Annotated in this window: 23 protein-coding genes; 19 read left to right on the top strand and 4 right to left on the bottom strand. The window is 70.8% G+C overall.

The genetic code is table 11. The features are described 5' to 3' along the window. Positions 1 to 8 precede the first annotated feature (8 nt). The 3 genes from flgK to ACX80P_RS13270 all read right to left on the bottom strand — a co-directional run bounded on the left by flgK (position 9) and on the right by ACX80P_RS13270 (position 4,276). Positions 9 to 1,394 carry a flagellar hook-associated protein FlgK gene (flgK, locus tag ACX80P_RS13280; protein ID WP_459278584.1) on the bottom strand — a complete coding sequence of 462 codons (1,386 nt, stop codon included), beginning with the start codon at positions 1,392 to 1,394 and terminating at the stop codon, positions 9 to 11. Between the two features lie 7 nt (positions 1,395 to 1,401). Then, on the bottom strand, positions 1,402 to 1,899 hold the full coding sequence (gene flgN, locus ACX80P_RS13275) for a flagellar protein FlgN (protein WP_459278583.1): 498 nt from the start codon (positions 1,897 to 1,899) through the stop codon (positions 1,402 to 1,404). 115 nt (positions 1,900 to 2,014) lie between these two features. Continuing rightward, positions 2,015 to 4,276, bottom strand: a complete 2,262-nt coding sequence (locus tag ACX80P_RS13270) for a putative bifunctional diguanylate cyclase/phosphodiesterase (RefSeq protein WP_459278582.1) — start codon at positions 4,274 to 4,276, stop codon at positions 2,015 to 2,017. A gap of 266 nt (positions 4,277 to 4,542) precedes the next feature. On the opposite strand from ACX80P_RS13270, the gene ACX80P_RS13265 reads away from it, so the two are divergent. The 13 genes from ACX80P_RS13265 (at position 4,543) to ACX80P_RS13205 (ending at position 14,767) form a co-directional block, all read left to right on the top strand. After that, a complete protein-coding gene (locus ACX80P_RS13265) occupies positions 4,543 to 5,379 on the top strand; it encodes a flagellin N-terminal helical domain-containing protein (RefSeq protein WP_459278581.1) in 837 nt (278 codons plus the stop codon). 141 nt (positions 5,380 to 5,520) lie between these two features. Continuing rightward, on the top strand, positions 5,521 to 6,897 hold the full coding sequence (gene fliD, locus ACX80P_RS13260; RefSeq protein WP_459278580.1) for a flagellar filament capping protein FliD: 1,377 nt from the start codon (positions 5,521 to 5,523) through the stop codon (positions 6,895 to 6,897). Beyond that, positions 6,898 to 7,359, top strand: coding sequence for a flagellar export chaperone FliS (fliS, locus tag ACX80P_RS13255; protein WP_459278579.1), 462 nt, complete (start codon positions 6,898 to 6,900; stop codon positions 7,357 to 7,359). It abuts the gene before it with no gap. Continuing rightward, complete coding sequence (locus ACX80P_RS13250; RefSeq protein WP_459278578.1) at positions 7,349 to 7,750, top strand: hypothetical protein; 402 nt, start codon at positions 7,349 to 7,351, stop codon at positions 7,748 to 7,750. The genes fliS and ACX80P_RS13250 overlap by 11 nt, the downstream gene beginning before the upstream one ends. Before the next feature lie 123 nt (positions 7,751 to 7,873). After that, positions 7,874 to 8,215: a flagellar basal body rod protein FlgB gene (locus ACX80P_RS13245; protein ID WP_104166945.1), complete on the top strand. Its 342-nt coding sequence runs from the start codon at positions 7,874 to 7,876 to the stop codon at positions 8,213 to 8,215. Beyond that, entirely contained in the window at positions 8,215 to 8,607 is a 393-nt protein-coding gene (locus tag ACX80P_RS13240; protein ID WP_459278577.1) for a flagellar basal body rod protein FlgC, read from the top strand. Before ACX80P_RS13245 ends, ACX80P_RS13240 begins: the two co-directional genes overlap by 1 nt. Continuing rightward, positions 8,607 to 8,909 carry a flagellar hook-basal body complex protein FliE gene (fliE, locus tag ACX80P_RS13235; protein ID WP_459278576.1) on the top strand — a complete coding sequence of 101 codons (303 nt, stop codon included), beginning with the start codon at positions 8,607 to 8,609 and terminating at the stop codon, positions 8,907 to 8,909. The genes ACX80P_RS13240 and fliE overlap by 1 nt, the downstream gene beginning before the upstream one ends. Continuing rightward, positions 8,909 to 10,549: a flagellar basal-body MS-ring/collar protein FliF gene (gene fliF, locus ACX80P_RS13230; protein WP_459278575.1), complete on the top strand. Its 1,641-nt coding sequence runs from the start codon at positions 8,909 to 8,911 to the stop codon at positions 10,547 to 10,549. Before fliE ends, fliF begins: the two co-directional genes overlap by 1 nt. After that, entirely contained in the window at positions 10,546 to 11,568 is a 1,023-nt protein-coding gene (gene fliG, locus ACX80P_RS13225; RefSeq protein ID WP_459278574.1) for a flagellar motor switch protein FliG, read from the top strand. Before fliF ends, fliG begins: the two co-directional genes overlap by 4 nt. After that, a complete protein-coding gene (locus ACX80P_RS13220; RefSeq protein ID WP_459278573.1) occupies positions 11,558 to 12,151 on the top strand; it encodes a FliH/SctL family protein in 594 nt (197 codons plus the stop codon). Before fliG ends, ACX80P_RS13220 begins: the two co-directional genes overlap by 11 nt. Next, positions 12,148 to 13,476 carry a FliI/YscN family ATPase gene (locus ACX80P_RS13215; protein WP_459278572.1) on the top strand — a complete coding sequence of 443 codons (1,329 nt, stop codon included), beginning with the start codon at positions 12,148 to 12,150 and terminating at the stop codon, positions 13,474 to 13,476. The genes ACX80P_RS13220 and ACX80P_RS13215 overlap by 4 nt, the downstream gene beginning before the upstream one ends. Next, the gene (locus tag ACX80P_RS13210; RefSeq protein ID WP_459278571.1) at positions 13,476 to 13,910 is read left to right on the top strand and encodes a flagellar export protein FliJ; all 435 of its coding nucleotides are present in this window, start codon (positions 13,476 to 13,478) and stop codon (positions 13,908 to 13,910) included. Before ACX80P_RS13215 ends, ACX80P_RS13210 begins: the two co-directional genes overlap by 1 nt. Next, on the top strand, positions 13,907 to 14,767 hold the full coding sequence (locus ACX80P_RS13205) for a C40 family peptidase (protein WP_459278570.1): 861 nt from the start codon (positions 13,907 to 13,909) through the stop codon (positions 14,765 to 14,767). The genes ACX80P_RS13210 and ACX80P_RS13205 overlap by 4 nt, the downstream gene beginning before the upstream one ends. 244 nt (positions 14,768 to 15,011) lie before the next feature. Here the strand turns inward: ACX80P_RS13205 and ACX80P_RS13200 are convergent, their stop codons facing one another. Then, positions 15,012 to 15,653: a hypothetical protein gene (locus ACX80P_RS13200; protein ID WP_459278569.1), complete on the bottom strand. Its 642-nt coding sequence runs from the start codon at positions 15,651 to 15,653 to the stop codon at positions 15,012 to 15,014. A 160-nt stretch (positions 15,654 to 15,813) separates the two neighbouring features. Between ACX80P_RS13200 and ACX80P_RS13195 the strand changes: the two genes are divergently transcribed. From ACX80P_RS13195 to ACX80P_RS13170, 6 genes are all read left to right on the top strand, one after another. Continuing rightward, positions 15,814 to 16,494: a flagellar hook-length control protein FliK gene (locus ACX80P_RS13195; protein ID WP_459278568.1), complete on the top strand. Its 681-nt coding sequence runs from the start codon at positions 15,814 to 15,816 to the stop codon at positions 16,492 to 16,494. Between the two features lie 14 nt (positions 16,495 to 16,508). Continuing rightward, a complete protein-coding gene (locus tag ACX80P_RS13190) occupies positions 16,509 to 16,943 on the top strand; it encodes a flagellar hook assembly protein FlgD (protein ID WP_459278567.1) in 435 nt (144 codons plus the stop codon). A gap of 51 nt (positions 16,944 to 16,994) precedes the next feature. Beyond that, on the top strand, positions 16,995 to 17,843 hold the full coding sequence (locus ACX80P_RS13185) for a flagellar hook-basal body complex protein (protein WP_459278566.1): 849 nt from the start codon (positions 16,995 to 16,997) through the stop codon (positions 17,841 to 17,843). 327 nt (positions 17,844 to 18,170) lie between these two features. Further along, entirely contained in the window at positions 18,171 to 18,533 is a 363-nt protein-coding gene (locus ACX80P_RS13180) for a flagellar FlbD family protein (RefSeq protein ID WP_459278565.1), read from the top strand. Continuing rightward, entirely contained in the window at positions 18,533 to 19,363 is an 831-nt protein-coding gene (locus ACX80P_RS13175; RefSeq protein ID WP_459278564.1) for a motility protein A, read from the top strand. The genes ACX80P_RS13180 and ACX80P_RS13175 overlap by 1 nt, the downstream gene beginning before the upstream one ends. Further along, entirely contained in the window at positions 19,360 to 20,334 is a 975-nt protein-coding gene (locus ACX80P_RS13170; protein WP_459278563.1) for a flagellar motor protein MotB, read from the top strand. Before ACX80P_RS13175 ends, ACX80P_RS13170 begins: the two co-directional genes overlap by 4 nt. Positions 20,335 to 20,362 lie beyond the last annotated feature (28 nt).

The raw sequence follows: 20,362 nt of genomic DNA, 5'->3' as shown, positions 1-20,362 counted from the left end.
GCCTTTCCCTAGCGTCCGACGATTCCCATGCGATTGATGAGGACGTCGAGCATCTCGTCGACGGCCGTCATCACGCGCGCGGCGCCCTGGTAGGCGTGCTGGTACTGCAGCAGGTTGACCTGTTCCTCGTCCATGCTGACCGAGGTGGCACCCAGGTGCTGCTGGAGGGCGCTGCTGGCGGAGACCTCCGCGAGCGCATCGGCCTGCCGCTCGCTGCGCGTGACGGTGCCGAGACCGACCACGAAGGCCGACCACGCGGCGTCGGGCGATCCCGGGCCCATGCCGATCCTCGAGATCCTGTCGGCCACGGAGCCGTCGAAGCCGCCCGCGCCCGGTGCACCGGTGGCGAGGTCCGCGCGGCCGGTCGGCAGCACGTCGAGGGACGAGGCGGCGCGACCCGGCTGGTACGCGAAGAACGGACCCTTGCCTGCGCCGCTGTGGAGTGTGTTCACCTGGTCGGCGAGCGTCGTGGCGAACGCGTCGTACTCGGCCGCGGCCTGCGCGAGGGGGCCGCCGTCGTCGGCAGGAGCGAGGAGGGAGAGCGTCGCTGCGAGTTCGCCGCTCTCGACGCCGGCCGAAGCGCCCGGCCGGTATGTCCACTCGACCTGCACCCTCCCGGGGTCACCGATCCCCGCCGGTCCGGTGACCTGCAGGGTGCGGGCGGTGGTGCCCGAGACGAGGGGGTTGCCGGCCACGAGGACGTCGGCCGTGCCGTCCGCGTTGTCGCGGACCGTGGCGCCGGTCAGTCCGGCAAGTGCTGTCGTCAGGGTGGTGCGGCGGTCCACGAGCTCGTTGGCGGAGGTGCCGACGTTGACGGCGGAGCGAATCTGCCGGTTCAGGTCGGCGACCTGCGCGGCGGCGGCGTTGACCTCCGTGACGAGAGTGGTGGCCGAGGAGCGTGCGGTCGCCCACTGGGTCTCGACCTCGCGGTGGCCGGCGGCGATGCGGGAGGTGAGCTGCCCTGCCGCGGCGAGCAGTGTGGATGCCGGGGCGTCCTTCTCGGGTGCGTTGGACACCTCCTGCCAGCCGGCCCAGAAGTCCTGGAGGGACGCCGAGATGCCGTGGGCGCCGGGCTCCCGCAGCCCGTCCTCGAGTGTGGCGAAGGCCTGCGCGCGGACGGCGGTGTAGCCGGCGGCGCCGGCCGTGATCCGGACGCGGGCCTCGAGCTGGGCATCGCCGAGGCGGGCGATGCCCGTGGCGAGGACGCCTTCCCCGGGGCGGGCACCGGTGGTGAAGAGTGACGGCCGGGCCGGGGCGGCGGCCGAGGTCTCGAGGCGTTGTCTCGTGTACCCCTGCGTGGTCGCGTTGGCGATGTTCTGCCCGGTGACGTCGAGGCCGGCACGCGCTGCGGCGAGTCCGGAGTACGCCGTGGTGAGTCCGCTGAATGTGCTCATGGTCCCGCTACATGTCCTTGTCGAGGAGGGTGGGTTGTCCGTGGCCCTGGCGGTGGCCACGGCTCGCGGCGCCGTCCGCGGCATAGGTGCCCGCGCCGGTGCCGATCTCCGCAAGGGTCTCCTGGGCGGACCGGCTGGCCGCTTTCAGGAAGTGCTGGTTGCTGTCGCGCAGGGCGCCGATCTGCGCCACGAGGACCGTCATCGCCTGGAGGTGCGCGGTCAGCAGTTCACCCCAGGGTTCGTCGGGGGCTGCTGCAGCCAGCTCCCGGAGGGTGGCGGTGCCGTCGATGCCCCATTCCTTCGCGACGGCGGTGGCGTGCACGGCCCGCGCCAGCCCCGTGTCGCGGAGCCGTTCGAGCACCCGCTCCACCTCGCGGGTCGCGTGCTGCAGCCAGCGGGTCTTGCCCGAGGTGAGGAGGAGTTGCTCCTCCTCGAGCTTGAACACGAGGAGCTCGAGCAGTTCACGCTCCTGCCACAGCAGGGCGGACAGATTCTGCGCGCTCACGGTCGTACCTCCTCCCCGGTGCCACGGACGGTGGAACCGGGGGAACTATCGGCGGTGCCTGCCGCGATGTAAGGGATCGTCGTCAGGCGCGTCGTCGACAACCTGCCGGCAGGGCTCATCCGGAAACGGCGGTGACCTTCACGACCGGTGTGTTCCGGGTGATCCAGGGGACCAGCTTCGCGGCCGGCAGCGGCTTGGCGAAGTGGAACCCCTGGGCGAGATCGCACCCGAGCGCCCGCAGTTCCATCAGGGTCTCCTCGTTGTCGACTCCCTCGGCGACCACGCGCAGATCGAGGCTGTGCGCCAGCTCGATGATCGAGCCCACGAGCCCGCTCGCGCGCCGATCCGTGCGCATGGCAGTGATGAACGAGCGGTCCAGCTTGAGCTCGTCGGCGGGGAGGTCACGCAGGTACGCCAAGGAGCTGTAACCGGTCCCGAAGTCGTCGATCGACACCTGGATGCCGTCGGCGCGAAGCTGCGCGAGGATCTTCGCGGAGTGCGCCGGGTCGGCCATCAGCATGTCTTCGGTGATCTCGAGCATGAGGCAGTCGGCCGGCATACCGTGCTGGGCGAGGAGGGTGCGGACCTGGCGGGGCAGACCGTGCTGGATGCAGGATCCGGACAGGTTCACGGCGACGCTGACCGTGAGTCCGTCGGCGTGCCAGTGCGCGACTTGCCCCACGGCGGCCTCGAGTACGAGTGTGGACAGTTTCGGTATCAGGCCGGCCTCCTCGGCCAGGGGCAGGAACGACGTCGGCGGCAGCTGACCGAGCACGGGATGGTTCCAGCGGATCAGGGCCTCCACGCTGGTCACGGCGTCGTCGGTCAGGTGGACCTTGGGCTGGTAGTGCAGCTCGAACTGGTTCTCGGCCAACGCAGTGCGCAGCTCCTGGAGGGTCCTCAGCTTCCGCGCGCCGCCGTCGTCGTCCATCGCGTCGTAGACGTGGTGACCGCTGCGGCTGGACTTGGCCCGGAACATGGCGATATCCGCCTTGCGCATCAGGAGTTCGATGTCCGTGCCGTTCTCCGGCGTGAGTGCGATGCCGATACTCACGCTGGTCTTCAGTGAGGCCGTGCCGATCCGGACCGGTTCCGAGAGTTCGGCCTCCAGGCGCCGCGCCACTTTGAGTGCCTGATCCGTCTCCACCCCGTCGAGGAACACAGCGAACTCGTCGCCGCCGAGGCGTGCGAGGAGGTCGTTCGGTCTCAGCGGCCTGGCGAAGCGCTCAGCAACCTGGACGAGGAGGGCGTCCCCGACATTGTGCCCCAGTGCGTCATTGACGTCCTTGAAGCGGTCGAGGTCCAGGAAGAACAGGGCGCCGGAGCGCCGTCCACCCAGCCGCCCGCGGAGATCGGTGACGAGCCCGCGGCGGTTCGGCAGACCGGTCAGATCATCCGTGGTGGCGAGGGCGGTGAGCATGCGGTTCCGGAACAGGAGAGGCACCGCGGCCAGCAGGAGGGCGAGGGCGGCGAAGGCCTGCGCGAGGGGCGCGATCGGGACCTGGCAGCCGATGAGCAGGACGGCGACGGCCGAGGTGGTGGACAGCAGCAGGGCGGTGGCAGCGGGGAGACCGCGGTTCCGTTGGCGGAAATCCGCGGTGCCGCTCCGCGCGACGCCGTCCACCCAGAGGGCGATGGCAGCGGCCCCCAGTATCCAGCCGGCGTCGACCACGGAGCCGACGGTGTACTCCTGGACGCCCGCGGCGTAGGCGATGTCCGCCGCGGCGAAGAGTGTCAGTCCGGCGACCAGCAGCAGCCAGCGTGGCCCGAGATCGAGCCCGCGGGAGGCCAGCAGGCCGCCGACAACGGTGATGAGCAGGAGATCGAGCAGGGGATAGATGACGACGACGACCACCCCGAACGTCGTGCCCCCTCCGGCCCCTGCGTGCAGGACCGGCGTGAGGATCATGGCCATGAGGGATGCGGCGGCCAGCGCTCCCACCAGGCTGTCCAGCAGCAGGGACCACGTCACGCGCTTGAGCTTCCGCACGATCACCGAGAGGGCGCCGAACATCAGCGGGTAGAAGGAGAAGTACGCGATATCGGCGGCGGATACGTCGGTGAGGGCCTGCTGCCCGTCCAGCACGGAGAGATAATAGACGTCGCCGACCGCGCGTGCAGTCACGGCCGCGGCGCCGAACACCACCTGCCACTGCGCCAGGCGTGTCCGCAGGAGCGCGCCGGCGCACACGGCGACGGCGGCGACTTCCACGATGATGCCGAGCCGTGTGCCGGCGATGTCGACGTGGACGAGGTCCCCGAGCAGGAGGCCCACGAGGTACAGCGCCGCCAGGACGATCGTCGCGATCACCGGGACCCGGGAGATCCCCATCCGGAACCGGCCAGTCCTGCGGGGCGCACGGGTGTCAGCACGCATCAGGTACTTCCTTTCCTTCACCATCAGGGCCCTGACCGTGGAAGCTCGAGCCTACGGCCGTCGCCGTGCCCCGAACCGCGATACGGGCTGCTACGGCCGAACCCACGGGGAAAACTGGCGATTTGCTGCGTCACACGGCACCTGACCGAGGGCGCCGCAAAAAAGTTCCGTCAAGTGCTAACACCCTGAGGGGTCCGTTCCGATAGCTACCGGTGCAGGCCCATGGATGGGCCGGCGATAGCGACCCTTTCACGGAGGAATACATCATGGGTTTCCAGATCAACACCAACACCGCGGCCAACACCGCATACCGCAACCTCTCCAGCACCCAGGGCGACATGTCCAAGTCGCTCGAGAAGCTGTCCAGCGGTCTCCGTATCAACCGTGCAGCCGACGACGCCGCCGGCCTGGCGATCTCCGAGGGCCTGCGCTCGCAGATCGGTGGCCTGGGGGTTGCAGCCCGCAACGCCCAGGACGGCATCAGCGTGGTCCAGACCGCTGAAGGTGCACTGTCCGAGGTCCACAGCATCCTGCAGCGTGTCCGCGACCTGGCTGTCCAGTCGGGCAACGACTCGAACAACGACAAGGCACGCGAGGCCATCAAGACCGAGGTCGATGCTCTGGGTGAGGAGCTCACGAGGATCGCGAAGTCCACCAACTTCAACGGGACGGACCTGCTGAGCGCGGCAGGCGCGACCGAGGGTGCCTTGACGTTCCAGGTAGGTGCGGGTTCGGACGCTGCAAACGATCAGATCACTGTCGCAAGGACCGACATCGAGGCAGTCGCAACGGCCGTCAAGGGCCTGACCTTCACCAGCGCAGCCGATGCGCTGACATCCATCGCGGCTCTCGACACCCAGATCGAGACTGTCTCGACGGAGCGCTCCAAGCTCGGTGCCGTGCAGAACCGCTTCGAGTCCGCGATCAACAGCATCAACGTCTCGCAGGAGAACCTCTCGGCGGCCAAGTCCCGCATCACCGACACCGACATGGCGAAGGAGATGGCGGACTTCACTCGTGCGAACATCCTCTCGCAGGCCGGTACCGCGATGCTCGCGCAGGCCAACCAGATGAACCAGGGTGTCCTTCAGCTCCTCCGCTAGACGGTGAGTATGTAGGCGAAGAGTGCACGGTGGCGGGACCGATCCTGGACCGAGAGGTCCCGCCACCGTGCATTCGCCTGCACGGCACCACCCCTCCGACAGGCTTCCAGCACAGACCCGTTCCACCCGAGAGGTAGACCCATGGCGTTCTCCATCGACGGCATCGCGAGCGGGCTGGACACCACGAACATGATCAACCAGCTCATGCAGCTGGAAGCCCGCCCGCAGACCATCCTCAGGGCGAAGGCCACCTCGACCCAGGGCTTCGTCACCGCCCTGCAGCAGCTCAACACCCGCCTGAGCTCCCTGACCGAGCTCGCCACGAAGACCGCGAAGCCCGCAGCCCTCGACCTCTACAAGGTCGCCAGCAGCTCCGACGCCGCCACCGCCACGGCCACGTCGTCGGCAGGCGCCGGCACCCTCGACTTCACCATCCGGCAGCTCGCGCAATCACAGTCCTCCGTCACTGTGGCCATGACGACCTTCTCGCCGGCCGCTTCCAGCCTGACCCTGCGGGCGAAGGACGGCACCACCACCGAGATCGCCACCAGCGGCACCCTCGACGACGTCGTCGCCTCCGTCAACAAGGCCGGCGTCGGCATCACCGCCACGAAGGTCAGCGCCGGGACCGACGCCGCCGGCGTCCAGCAGTACCGCCTCCAGTTCACGGCGCGGGAACCCGGCGCCGGGCACGGCTTCGCGGTCTTCCGCGGGACAGCCGCCGACGTCACCGCCGGCACCGCGACCGACCTCTTCGCCGAACCCGGCGCGGCCACCGTCCGCGCCGCACAGGACGCCGAGGTGGTCCTCTGGGGCGGCACCGCCGCCGAGCAGATCGTCACGTCGTCGTCGAACACCTTCACGGACATCCTCCCGGGCGTCTCCGTCACCGTCGCCAAGACCACCACCGACCCGGTGTCCGTGACGGTCTCCCGCGACGCCGAGGCCACCACCACGAAGGCGAAGGAGCTCGTGGACGCCCTGCGCAGCGTCTTCTCCTTCGTGGAGACGAACACGAAGGTCACACCGGGTGCGACGGCCAGTGCCGCCCCGACGTCGGGCCGGTTCACCGGCGACAGCGCCGTCCGCGGAATCACCCAGTCGATGCTCACCGCGGCGACGGCGCCCGTCAACAGCCGGTCGACGTCGGAACTCGGCATCACGCTCACGCGCTCCGGGACCGTCGAGTTCGACGCCGAGAAGTTCGCCGCAGCGCTCGCGAAGGACCCGGCGGCCGTGAAGGACGCCCTCACGCAGCTCTCGACGCGCGTCGCGGAGGCCGGCAAGGCAGCGTCGGACAAGTACGACGGCGAGCTCACACGGCGGATCAAGAGCCAGGAATCGACGGTCCGCAGCCTCAACGACCAGGTGTCCGGCTGGGACTCCCGGCTCGAGAAACGCCGGGCGACCCTGGAGCGCACCTACTCGGCGCTCGAGGTCCAACTCTCACAACTTCAATCACAGGGGGACTGGCTGTCGTCCCAGCTGGCAGGCCTCCCCACGGGAAGCGGGCTCTAGATGCTGCAGATGAACGGATACCAGGCCAAGCGCTCGCAGTACGTGCAGGACGCCGTGCTCTCGGCGACGCCCGCCGGGCTGCTGACCATGCTCTACGACCGGCTGCTGCTCGACCTCGCGCGCGCCGGCGTCGCTCAGGAGACGGGGGAATGGTCGGTGGCTTCGGAGAACCTGCTGCATGCCCAGGACATCGTCGGCGAGCTGATGTCCTCGCTGCGCACCGATGTCTGGGACGGCGCGGCCGGGCTCATGTCCGTCTACACCTATGTGCGGCAGACCCTGATCGAGGCCAACACCCGGCGGGACCGCACCAGGACGGCGGAGTGTGCCGAGATCCTCGAGCCGCTGCGCCAGGCCTGGCACGAAGCGGCCAGCACCGGCCAGGCTCCCGCCGGCACCGCACCACTGTTCCCTCAGGACCAGGACGCGCCCCGCTCCCTCGGAGTGCTCGGTGTCGGCTGAGCCCGACAACCCGACGGCGCCGGCTGACCCCGACAGCCCGACGGCGACCGCAGCCCTCACAGCCTGGACGGCCGTCCTCGACGCGCTCGAGGCCGCGCTCGGGACTGCACTCGACGCCGCGGGCGACGACACCGCCGCGGGAGACATCGCAGCCGGTGACATCAGACGCCAGACCGCCGTCCTCGCCGGCTGGACACCACCGCAGGTCGACGGCCCCATCCCCGCCGAACTCCTGCCGCGGGCTCGGCGCATCAGCGAACGTCAGCGGGCGGCTCTTGCACAGCTGACCGCAGACGCCGACACCCTGCGGCGCCACCGGTCCGCCCTCGGATCCGTGCAGGCGGCGACAGCGCCGCGGCAGTCCGCCGTCTACCTCGACGTCACGGGCTGAAAGCTTCTTCGCAAGCGCCTTACAACTGCCGGGCACATGTCCGATAGTTCCCGGTGAGCATGGATCGCTCACCCCCAGGCCATGGATCGGCCGCTCAGCCGTGCAAGAAGAGGTTCTGCCGCCGTGCTCGATTCCGTGTCCTCGCTCGCCCTGCGCAGCGCCCTCGACGGGCTCGCCCTGCGCCAGCGCGTCACAGCGAACAACATCGCCAACGTCAACACCCCCGGCTTCCATGCGCAGCGGGTCAGCTTCGAGGACGCCCTCGCACGGTCCGTGTCGATGGGCAACGGCAGCGTGCAGGCCACCACTGACACCTCCCTCGAACCCACCCGGCTCAACGGCAGCAACGTCAACATGGACACGGAGACCCTCTCCAACATCGACACCGTGCTGCGCTTCCAGTTCGCGGCCCGCGCCGTGGAGGGCCCCTTCACCAGCATCCGCACCGCCCTGAGGACCAACTGATGACCTTCGACGCCATCGGCATCTCCGGCACGGGGCTCACCCTGCACCGCAAGTGGCTCGACGCCGTCGCCGACAACATGGCCAACGCCAACACGGTCACCTCGACCGACGGCGCCGCCTTCCAGCAGCGCTACGTCACGGCGCGCGCCGACGGGAACGGGCAGGGCGCGTACGTCGCCGGGACCGAGTTCGGCAGCGCCGAGGGCCGCCTGGTCCACGAACCCACCCACCCCCTCGCGGATGCGGACGGCTACGTCCGCTACCCCGACATCGACATGAGCGCCCAGATGGGGCAGCTCATCATGGCGCAGCGCGGCTACCAGGCCAACGCCGCCGTCGTCGACCGCGCCAAAGCCACCTACGAAGCAGCCCTCCAGATCGGACGCTCCTGATGCCCGTCCCCGCCATCGGCGCCGTCCAGCCCGCCGCCACCTCCTACCTGCCGTCCGTCGGTGCCGTGTCCGACGCCGGCGGCGAGGGGTTCGCGACCTCCCTCACCTCCGCCGTCGACGACCTGCAGGGCCTGCAGTCGACGTCGAACGAGCTCGCCGTGCAGGCCGTCACCGGTGACCTCACCGACATCCACAATGCGACGCTCGCCTCGACACGCGCCCAGGTCACCCTGGAACTCGTCGCGGCCGTCCGGAACAAGGGCGTCGACGCCTTCAACGAGATCATGAGGATGCAGGCCTGATGCCCACGCCCCTGTCCGCCGCCGCCACCCGCCTGGGTGACGCCGTGAAAGCCTTCACCATCGCCCAGCGCACCATCGCCATCATCGGCGTCGCCGTGCTCGTACTCGGCGGGATCGCCCTGACCTCCTGGCTGTCCAAGCCCTCCTACACGCCGCTGTTCTCCGGTCTGAGCGGGGAGGACGCCAGCACCATCGTCGACCAGCTGCAGACCGACGGCGTGCCCTACGAACTGACCCAGGGCGGGGGCACCATCCTCGTCCCCGAGGGCGCCGTGTACGACCAGCGGATCAAGGCGGCCTCCGCGGGCCTGCCGTCGTCCTCCACCGGAGGCTACTCACTGCTCGACGACATGGGGGTCACGTCCTCCGAGTTCCAGCAGTCCACCACCTACAAGCGGGCGCTCGAGGGGGAGCTCGCCGCGACGGTCTCCGCGATCGACGGCGTCAAGGCTGCGACGGTCCGCCTCGCCATCCCCGAGGACACCGTGTTCGTGGCCGAACAGGGCAAGCCGACGGCGTCGGTCTTCGTCGAGACCAACCCGGGTGCCAGCCTGTCGAGCGACCAGGTGCAGGCGATCACGCACCTCACCTCCGCCTCGATCGACCGCATGGACGCCGCGGACGTCGCCGTGATCGACTCCGAGGGCCGGGTGCTCTCCGCAGTCGGCGTCGGTGCGACGGGCGGCAGCGACCAGCAGGCATCGGACTACGAGCAGCGCATCCAGGCGTCCGTGCAGGCCATGCTCGACCGCGTGGTCGGGGTCGGCAACGCCACCGTCGCCGTCGCCGCGGACATGAAGCGTGAGAGTGCCGAGCGCGTCGAGGAGAGCTTCACGACGCCGGAGAACGCACCCGCGCTCAACGAGTCCACCTCCACCGAGGAGTACGAGGGAGCCGGAGGCGGCCAGGCCGGTGTCCTGGGACCGGACAACATCGCCGTGCCGGAGGGCACCACCGACGGCGACGGCACCTTCAACTCCGTGACGAGCACGCGCAACAACGCGGTGAACAAGACCACGGAGTCCACCACGGTGCCCGCCGGCGGCGTCAACCGCCAGACCATCTCGGTCGCGGTGAACCGCGGCGCCACCGCCAACATGGACGTCGCGGCGCTCACCGCGGTCGTCTCGAGCGCCGCCGGGATCGACACGGCGCGCGGAGACGTGGTGACGGTCGAGGAGCTGCCGTTCAGCGACACCGGATCGAAAGCCGCCGCGGATGCTCTCGCCGACGCGAAAGCGGCCGACGCCGCCCAGCAGCGCGCCGACCTCATCCGGACCCTGTCCATCGTGGCGGCCATCCTCTTCGTCGCCATCGTGGCGCTCATCATCTACGCACGCCGGTCCCGCCGCCAGCGGCGCGAACCGCTCGACCTCGGGGAGCTGCAGGGCGTCTACCCGGCGATCCCTGCGCCGGCTGCGCCCGTGGTCGACCCCGCCATCGCCCTCCTCACCCCGCTGGAGCCGGCCCCGAACACCACCACGATCGATGTCGCCGCGGTGCAGAACGCACTGGCGGCCACCGCGGCGGAATCCGACCTCGAGCGCATGCGTGCGGAGGTCGACGCCCTCGCCTCCCAGGACCCGGCGAAGACGGCCGAGTTCCTGCGCAGCATGATGGATGACAGGCAGAGCGTATGAGCACCCTCGCCCGCACCTCCCTGACCGGGACCCAGAAGGCGGCGATGGTGCTCATGCAGCTGGACCAGCACCGGGCGGCGGACGTCCTCAAGCAGATGTCCGAGGCCGAGGCCGAGGAGATCGTCGCGGAGATCGTCCGCCTGCGCCGCGTCGAACCCGCCGCGGCCGAGGAGGCGCTCGCCGAGTTCCACGAGCTCTCCACCAGCGGCCGACGCCGGACGCGCGGCGGCATGGACGTGGCCATCGGCCTCCTCGAATCCTCGTTCGGCACGGAGCGCGCGGCAGGCGTGGTGGGGCGCCTGGCCTCGACGGCGGCCGGCAAGTCCTTCGAATTCCTCGACAGCGTGGAACCCGGTCAGATCCAGACGGTCCTCGAGGGCGAGCTGCCGCAGACCATCGCCCTGGTCCTCGCGCACCTCAAGCCCGAACGCGCGTCGACCGTCCTCGCCGGGCTGAACCAGGACACCGGAACCGACGTGGCCCAGTGCATCGCCACCATGGGTTCCGCGACACCCGAGGCCGTGGCCATCGTGGCCGACACCATCAAGATCAGGGCCGGCGCCGTCGCGGCACCGCGCCGGGGCACGACGGCGATCGGCGGCATCCAGCCCCTGGTCGACATCATCAACCGGGCCGACATCAGCACCGAACGCGCGCTGCTCGAGGGCCTCGAACACCGCGACCCGGCGCTGGCCGAGGAGGTCCGCGCCCGCATGCTGACCTTCGCGGACATCGTCAACCTCGAGCGCCGCGACGTCCAGCAGGTGCTCCGCGGCATCGACTCCGCGGTCCTCGCGCTCGCGATGAAGGGTGCCGCCGAAGCCGTGGTGACCGTGATCCGCTCCAACGTGTCGGAGCGCAACCGGGAGCTCCTCGACGACGAGATCCGTGCCATCGGGCCGGTCCGCATGTCGCAGGTCGAGGAAGCCCGTGCGGAGGTGGTGCGTGCCATCCGCGACCTCGAGGCACTGGGCACCATCACCATCCAGCGCGGGGACGAGGACGAATATGTCGACTGACGCCCTGACCCCCTTCGCCTTCCCCCGCCTCGGCACCGGCCAGTCCTCCCACGTGGCCGTCGCTCAGGGCCACGCCGCCGGTTACGCCGACGGGTTGGCCCTCGCCCGCGCCGAACTCGCGGAGCACCGGGCACGGCTCGACGCCGAGCAGGCCGCCGCCCGCGCACACGCGGACGCCGTCCTCGCGCAGCGCCTGGAGGTCCTCGACACAGCTGCGCGGGCCCTCGACGCGCGGATCGCCCCGGTCCTCGACGAGGCCCGCACCCGCATCCTCGACGCCGCTGTCCACATCACCGAGGCCCTGCTCGGCCGCGCCCTCGAGGACGGCCCGTCCTCGGCGCGCGCCGCCGTCGCGCGCGCCCTCCGGGGGGCGGACGGCGAGGAGGTGCGCGTTGTACGCCTGCATCCCGCGGACCTGGCCGTCCTCGCACCGCGCGACACTCCGGCTGCTGTCACCCTTGTCCCCGATGCGTCCCTCCAGCGGGGCGACGCCGTGGCGGAGTGCCCGAACGGGCATGTGGACGCCCGCCTGGGTACTGCCCTCGCCCGCGTGCGGTCGGCCCTCGCCGGGGGTACCGCGTGAGCCTCACCCTCGAGGACGCCGTCGGGCATGCGCTCGCCGCCGCCGCACCCCAGCGGTTCGGCAGGGTCGCCTCCGTGGTGGGCCTCGGCATCGACGTCGCCGGCCTCGACTGCGCCATCGGGGACGTCGTCACGATCGGCGATCCCGACGACGGTTCGGGAACCGTCGACGCCGAGGTGGTCGCCGCCTCGCTCACCGGCCTGCGCTGCATGCCGTACTCCCACCTCGCCGGAATCCAGGCGGGAGCCCCCGTGCGCGCCCACGGGGGGCCACTGCTGGTACCTGTGGGACCGGGGCTGCTGGGGCGCGTGCTCGACGGCGTGGGGCGGCCCATCGACGGGCGCGGCCCGCTGACCGACGTCATTTGGGTGTCCCTGGGCAACACCCCGCCGCCCGCCCTGGAACGCACGCGCATCACCGAACCCCTCCAGCTCGGCGTGCGGGTGATGGACACGCTCACCACGGTGGGACGCGGGCAGCGCATGGGTCTGTTCGCCGGGTCAGGGGTCGGGAAGTCCTCGCTGCTGTCGATGATCGCCCGGGGCACGGACGCCGCCGTCTCGGTGATCGCCCTGGTGGGCGAGCGCGGCCGCGAGGTCCGGGAGTTCCTCGAGGACGATCTCGGTGCCGAAGGCCTCGCCCGGTCGATCGTGGTGGTCTCGACGTCGGACGAACCGGCACTCCTGCGCCTGCGCGCGGCGTTCGTCGCCACACGGATCGCGGAGGCGTTCCGCGACGGCGGCGCCGACGTCATGCTCATGATGGACTCGCTCACCCGCGTCGCGATGGCGCAGCGTGAGATCGGACTCAGCGTCGGCGAACCCCCCGCGACCCGCGGTTACCCGCCGTCCACCTTCTCCCTCCTCGCGCAGCTCCTGGAACGCGCGGGGACGGGAGCATCAGGATCCGTGACCGGCATGTACACCGTGCTCGTGGACGGCGACGACCACAACGAGCCGGTCGCCGACGCTGCACGGTCCATCCTCGACGGGCATGTGGTGCTCGACCGCAAACTCGCCGTCGCCGGGCATTTCCCGTCGATCGACCCGCTGGCCTCGATCTCCCGGGTGGCGTCCCGCGTCACCACGCGCGAGCAGGCCGCGGTCGCCGGCCTGCTGCGCAGGACCCTCGCCGCGCGGAAGGCCGCCCAGGACCTCATCGACGTCGGTGCGTACGCCCGCGGGTCGAATCCGCTGGTGGACGCCGCACTGAACCACGAGGTCGGGATCAACGCGTTCCTGCAGCAGCGGATGGACGAGCAGACCCCGTCCGGCGACGCCTGGAACCGCCTGACACACCTCACCGCATCGATGGGAGTCTCCTGATGGCACGACAGTTCCCCCTCGCGGGCCTGCTCCGGCTGCGCCAGCTGCGCGAGGACGAAGCCGCGGGATCCCTGGCCGCAGCGAACGAACGCCTCCGGGCATCGCGCGACCGCGCGGATGTCCTCAGCGACGCCCTCGACGGCACGGACATCAGCCCCGCCGGCTCGGCGTCCCTGTATGCGGTGGCCGCGGCCCGGGCGTCGGCACGCAGCATGTTCGCCGACCTGCACGCCCTCGAAGCGCACCTGCAGGGTGAGCAGCACCGCGCCCAGGACCAGTACCGCGCGGCACGCGCGGCGACCATGGGCCTCGAGAAGCTCGAGGACCGCCACCGGGACACGGAGGCTGCCGCACTGATCGGTGCCGAACAGCGTGTCCTCGACGAACTCGCCTCGGTCAGCAGTGCCCGGCGCGGTGCAGGGGAGAGATCATGACCATCACCGACGCGGTAGGCCGCATCCAGCAGATCCAGTCCACGCTCACGATGCTCTCCGCCCCCGCGGCCCGGACGCAGGGCAGTGCAGCAGCAGGGGTGACGACGGCGGCCGGAGCCTCGGCGGGTTCGTCGAAGGCCGCATCGAGCACCTCCGCCGGCCTGTTCGCGGACGCACTCGCGGGTGCGTCCGCGGCGTCGGGTGCGTCAGGTACGTCAGGTACGTCAGGTGCGTCCGGTGCTTCGGGTGCGTCCGGTGCCGGGTCGCCCGCAGCGGCCGTCGAGGTCGCCGACGCGGCGCCGCCCGCCGTCGTCCCGGTCACCGGGTCCCCGGCGCCCGTCGTCGGCGCGGACACCACCCCGCTGCCTGTTCCTGCCTCGTCGGATGCAGCCCGTCTCATCGAGGCCGCGCGGTCCTACGAGGGCATCCCGTATGTGTGGGGAGGCACCGACCCGGCGTCCGGCCTCGACTGTTCGGGCTTCGTCCAGCGCGCATACGCGGATATCGGCATCCAGATCCCGCGCGTGACCTGGGACCAGATGAACGCCGGGACCCACGTCCCGTCACTCGCGGAGGCCCAGCCCGGCGACCTGCTGTTCAGCCTCGAGGGCGGCCACGTGTCGATGTACCTCGGAGGAGGCAAGGCGATCGACGCCCCGCAACCCGGCAAGACCGTCGCGGTCCGCGACATGTGGGAGACCGACGCGAACATCACCACCATCCGCCGCATCCTGCCTGCAGCTCCCGCCGGAGCCGCGTCAGTGGCGGCCCCGGTGGTCGCCGCCGCCGTGGCTCCGGAGCCTGCCGAACCGGCGTACGCGGGCCAGGCGGCCTTCCTCGCGAGCATGGCGCGATGACTCCCGTTCAGGGGCTTCCCGCAGCAGCCGTTCCGCGCGCGGCAACGGATCCGTCGCGCCCAAGTGCAGGTCCCCGCGACACGCATCCGGCGTCGTCCTTCGGCGATCTGTACCGGAGGCATGCGGGGGAGCGCCCGGGCGAGCGCGGGGCCGGCCGTGTCGGCGATGCCGCGGGCGGTGTCGCGGGTCGTGGGGCGGACCGCGCCGCCACCCCTGTCGTCGGCCGCACCTCCGGCCCTGGTCCTCACGGTGTCGCCGGTACTGCAGCAGGCACGGCAGCCGGACCGGGCCCGATCCCGGCCGGAAGCCGAGCTCGCCCGACCACCCACGCCGAAGCGGATCGCGCGGATCGCGACGGCAGGGGCGGCGTCCCTTCCACGATCCGTCGTGACGGCGCCACCTCGAGGGTGCCGGCAGCGTCCGCCGCGGAGGGAACCGACGCTGTCCCTGCGGGATCGGTTGCAGTATCGGTTGCGGGCGCCGGGTCCACGGAGGGGACGACGCCGAGCGTCACCGCCTCCCCGGCGGCGTCCGCCTCGGAACCCGGGCACGGACCGGTCACGCAGACACGCCCGGGGCCCGCGGTCCCCCCTGACGTCGATGCGGACACCGGCTCTTCGGTCCCCGGAGACGTGGCGTCGTCCGGCGGCGATGCCGTCCCGGTAGGCGCAGCGTCGTCCGGCGGCGATGCCGGCGTACCCGGAAGCACGGTGTCCTCTGCACAGGCGATGCCGGGAACGGTCACCGGGGCGGCGCCGACGGGGGCTGAGAGCGAGGCCACGCCGGTCCTGAGCGCGGCATCGGGGGTGCCTGCTGCACCAGCCGTTCCCGGTGCTGCGCCGTCGGGTACGGACACAGGGGCGCCCTCGACAGGCACAGGCATCATCACCGACACCGTCACCGCGGCGTCGTCGTCGTCGGATCTTCGTACTGCGGCGGGTTCCGCCCACATGGGCGCCGCAGCAGCTCCACCCGGTGCGGGCTCTGGGACTGCCCCACCCGGCTCGGGCGCCGCGCCTGCTCCTGCCGCTCCGGCGGACGGTGTCGTGACTGCATCCGATCCGATACCCGAGGCGACCGCCCCCGCGGCAGAGGCCGGCACGGAGGACACCACCGATCCCGGCACGCCGCCCCCGGCCGCTGACGGAACGGTTGCCGGCGGAAGGACCGCTGATGGAACGGCCGAGCAGTCCGGTTCGGCCCTGCAGCCCGTACACGGTCGCGCCGATCTGCCCGCACCCCTGCAGCTGGTGTCCGGCAGCGCCGTCGTCGGAGCCGCCGATGCGGTACCAGCGGCGCCGGTCCGGCCGGCTGCGGCACTCCTGCCGCAGCAGCTCGGCGGCCACGCGTTCGCGCTGGCACAGTCAGTGGCTGACGCGCCTGGCGGGACGAGCACCATCACCGTGACCGTCGCACCCGACGATCTCGGCCCCATCACCATCCGCGCCAGCTTCGCCCCGGACGGCACGCGGCTCGAGTTCTTCTCCTCCACGGACGGCGGGCGCGAGGCCCTCAAGCAGGCGATGCCGGATCTGCGGCGCGAGGCGTCGTCGTCGGGCCTGTCCGCGTCGCTCGATCTCGGGACCGGCACACCCGAGGACCGCCGGGACGGCCGGCGCGAGGAGCCGTCCGGCCACGCCGCCACAGCGGTCTCCCGACCCGTGCAGGGCACCGCCTGGACCCCCAGCCCCGCCGCGGGCTCCTCCACCCTCGATCTGTTCGCCTGATCCGGAAGGACACCATGCCCATCGACCCCGTCGCGTCCGCGACCTTCGCCCCCACCGAGACCCCGGCCACCGGAACCCGGAAGCAGACCATGGACTCCGAGGTGTTCATGTCCCTGCTCGTCAGCCAGCTCCGCAACCAGGATCCCAGCGCCCCCATGGACACCAACCAGATGATCTCGCAGACCACCCAGCTGGCCATGATGGAGAAGATCACGCAGATGACCGGCGTCAGCGAGGAGAACTTCCACCTCCAGATGCGCTCCTCCGCGGCCGCGCTGATCGGCAACGAGGTCTCCTACACGGCGGCGGACGGCGTCGAGGCCCGGGGCCTGGCGACCGCCGTCTCCTACAGCGGGCCGGTTCCCACCGTGACCATCGGGGGAAAGAGCATCGCCCTGGACCTCGTGTCCGGCGTGGGCACAGTCCCTGCGCCGGCGCCCGTTCACTGATCCCGCACCCCACATCCTGATCCGCCCGCTCCGCTTCCGAAAGGCATCATCATGCTTCGCTCGCTCTACTCCGGCATCTCGGGGCTCCGCTCCCACCAGACCATGCTCGACGTCACCGGCAACAACATCGCCAACGTGAACACCACGGGCTACAAGGCTTCCGCCACCCAGTTCCAGGACACGCTGTCCCAGCTGACACAGGGGGCAGGTGCCCCGCAGGAAGCCCTCGGCGGCACCAACCCCGCGCAGGTGGGCCTCGGCGCGCAGGTGGCGGGTATCGTCACCAACTTCTCGCAGGGCTCCACCCAGGCGACGGGCCGCGCCACGGACATGATGATCTCCGGCGACGGCTTCTTCGTGGTCCGCAACGGCACGGAGACGCTCTACACCCGTGCGGGCGCCTTCACCCCGGACGCGGACGGGAGGCTCGTCACACCGGACGGCTCCATCGTCCAGGGCTGGCCCGCTGTCAACGGCGTCCTTCAGGAGGGTGGCCCGGTCAGCGATCTGCGGATGCCCCGGAACGGCGAGGTCTCAGCGAACGGTACCCTCGAGTCCTTCACGCTCGGCCCCGACGGCACCCTGATGGGTGCGTTCAGCGACGGCTCCCGCCAGCCCCTCGGACGCGTGGCACTTGCCGGTTTCACGAACCCCGCGGGCCTGGAGAAGGCGGGTGGCTCCTCCTACCGCTCGACGGCGAACTCGGGAGCGGCGGAGATCGGTACCGCCGACAGCAACGGCCTCGGATCGCTCGACGCCGGATCGCTCGAGATGTCCAACGTGGACCTCTCACAGGAGTTCACGAACCTCATCGTCGCGCAGCGCGGTTTCCAGGCGAACGCGCGAATCATCACGACGTCGGACGAAGTGCTCCAGGAGCTCACGAACCTGAAGCGCTGATGAGTCGGACCTCCAGGCTGTCCTCCAGTCGCCTGGAGGTCCGTGACGGCCGCGCCGGCCTCACCCGCGGATACCCGCCGGCGGCGGAATCGACTGGATCATCACTCTGCGGTGTGGCGACCGAACGCAGCATCGGCGCGGGCGGACCCGATGCTGCGGTGATCAGTAGGAGAACGACCCGGCCGATTCGGCGACGGGTCGGACGACTCATGGGCCAGTGATGCGGTCCCCGCCTTCCCCGGGGGCACCGGCCCTTACGAAGCCGGCGGCCCTGCCGACAGTGGGAGGAAGAGGCCCCGCCGGGGTGTCCCGACCCCAGGATGTCCGATGATCGTGGTGACCCGGCTCAACGAGAGCCAGTTCGCGGTGAACCCTGACCTCATCGAGCGTATCCATGAGAATCCGGACACCACGCTCGTGATGGTCGACGGCGCGAAGTACATCGTCACGGAGTCCCTCGTCGAGGTGATCGGGCTCATCGCCGCGTACCGCGCGCGCATCATCTCGCTCGCACGGTTCATGCCCGGCGACCCGTCCGGTGACACGCCCGACGTCGGGGACCAGACAGCCCAACGTCCACTCGGCCTCGTGCGCGAGGCTCCCGCCGACGCGGCCGGCTCCAGCCAGAGCGGGCAGACCGGTGCCGACAGCGCAGGTCCGCCCATCCAGTTCAGACCAAGGACCACGTAATGGATCCCGCAACAATCATCGGTATCCTCGTCGCCTTCGGCGCGCTGTACGCGATGATCACCCTGGAGCACGCGAGCGTCGAGGCGCTCCTGCTGCCGGCGCCCATGATCCTCGTGTTCGGTGCCACGATCGCCATCGGGATCGCCGGTGGCACCTTCAAGGATTTCCTGGTCGCGGTGAAGGCCGTCCCGCCGGCGATGATGGGCAAGACGGTACCGCCCCAGGAGACGATCGACAGCGTGGTGGTCCTCGCCGAGAAGGCCCGCAGTGAGGGGCTGCTGGCACTCGAGGAGGAAGCCAACACCGTGAGTGATCCCTTCCTGCGCGGGGCTCTCCAGAACATCGCGGACGGGACGGACGGGGAAGAGCTGCGCGAGATCCTCGAGGACGAGATCGACTCCGCCTCCCAGACGCACCGCACCGCGTCGAAGTTCTTCGCGAGCCTCGGCGGGTACGCCCCGACGGTCGGCATCATCGGGACGGTCGTCTCGCTGACCCACGTGCTGGAGAACCTCTCCAGCCCCGACAAGCTGGGGCCCATGATCGCCGCGGCGTTCGTCGCGACGCTGTGGGGGCTGCTCTCGGCGAACTTCCTGTGGCTGCCCATCGGCACCCGCATCAAGCGCCTGGGTGAGATGGAGACAGCACGCATGACCCTCCTGATGGAGGGAGTCCTCGCGGTGCAGGCCGGTAGCCAGCCCCGACTGCTCGGTGAGCGCCTGAAGGCGATGGTGCCGCAGCACGCGCAGGGCAAGGGCGGCAAGGATTCCGGCAAGGGCGCGAAGGGCGCCGCCGACGGGACGGCCGCGCAGGGCAAGGCCGCGGCGTGAGCAGGCGCCCGCACCGCCGGCGGCACGGCGAGGAGCACGGGGAGGAGCATCCGGACGAGCGCTGGATGGCGTCCTACATGGACATGGTCACGGTGCTGATGTGCATGTTCATCGTCCTGTACGCGATGTCCAGTGTGGACCAGCAGAAGTTCGAACAGCTGCGTGCCTCGCTCGCCACGGGCTTCGGCGCGGTCGAGACCGCAACGGTGGACACGGCGGAGGGAACCGTCGTCGCCGCGGAGAACGTCAACGCGGAGGGGGAGTCCTTCACCGGGGGAGCCGCACTCGCGGATGTCGCCCCGGAGACGCCGAAGGACGAACCCGGCACCGCCGACGTCGCCGTCCCGACGCCACCGCCCGCGCCGTCCGCCGGTGGCGCATCCGCGACCACCGCGCCCACGCCGACGCCGTCGCCGTCGGCCGGCGGGGACGCTGCGGAGCCGACGACGGACCGCGAGCGCGCGACGGCGGAAGTGGAGAACCTCCGTGCCCTCCAAAAGCGGATCGATGCCGGGCTGCGCGAGCGGGACCTCGCGACGGCCGTCCGCTACGTGATCGACGAGCGTGGCCTCACCATCCGGCTCGTCGGTTCCGAGACCTTCTTCCTGCCGGACAGCGCGCAGCTGACCGAGCAGACGCAGCGCGTGCTCGAGAGCGTGGGGCCGATCCTGGCGACGATCCCCAACGAGGTGGGCGTCGAGGGACACACCGCGCGACTGCCCGACTCCGTGCCGCGGCCCCTCGACTGGGAACTGTCCACCGAGCGGGCCGTCAACGTGGTCCGGAACCTCATCGACACCGGCGGCGTCCCCGCGCCCCGGCTGTCGGCCATCGGCTACGGCGAGTCCCGGCCGCTGGCACCGGGCACCACCGAGGCGGAACTCGAACTGAACCGCCGCGTGGACGTCGTCGTGCACTCCGACGAGCCCGAGAGCGTGCGCGCCCTCATCCCGGGGATCGCCGCAGGCTGACCGACCGCTAACACCCGGCCGTCGTCGT

The organism is Arthrobacter arabinosi, from assembly GCF_054511115.1.
Note: the sequence above shows the minus strand (reverse complement) of the source record. Positions and strands in the feature narration are given on the sequence as shown.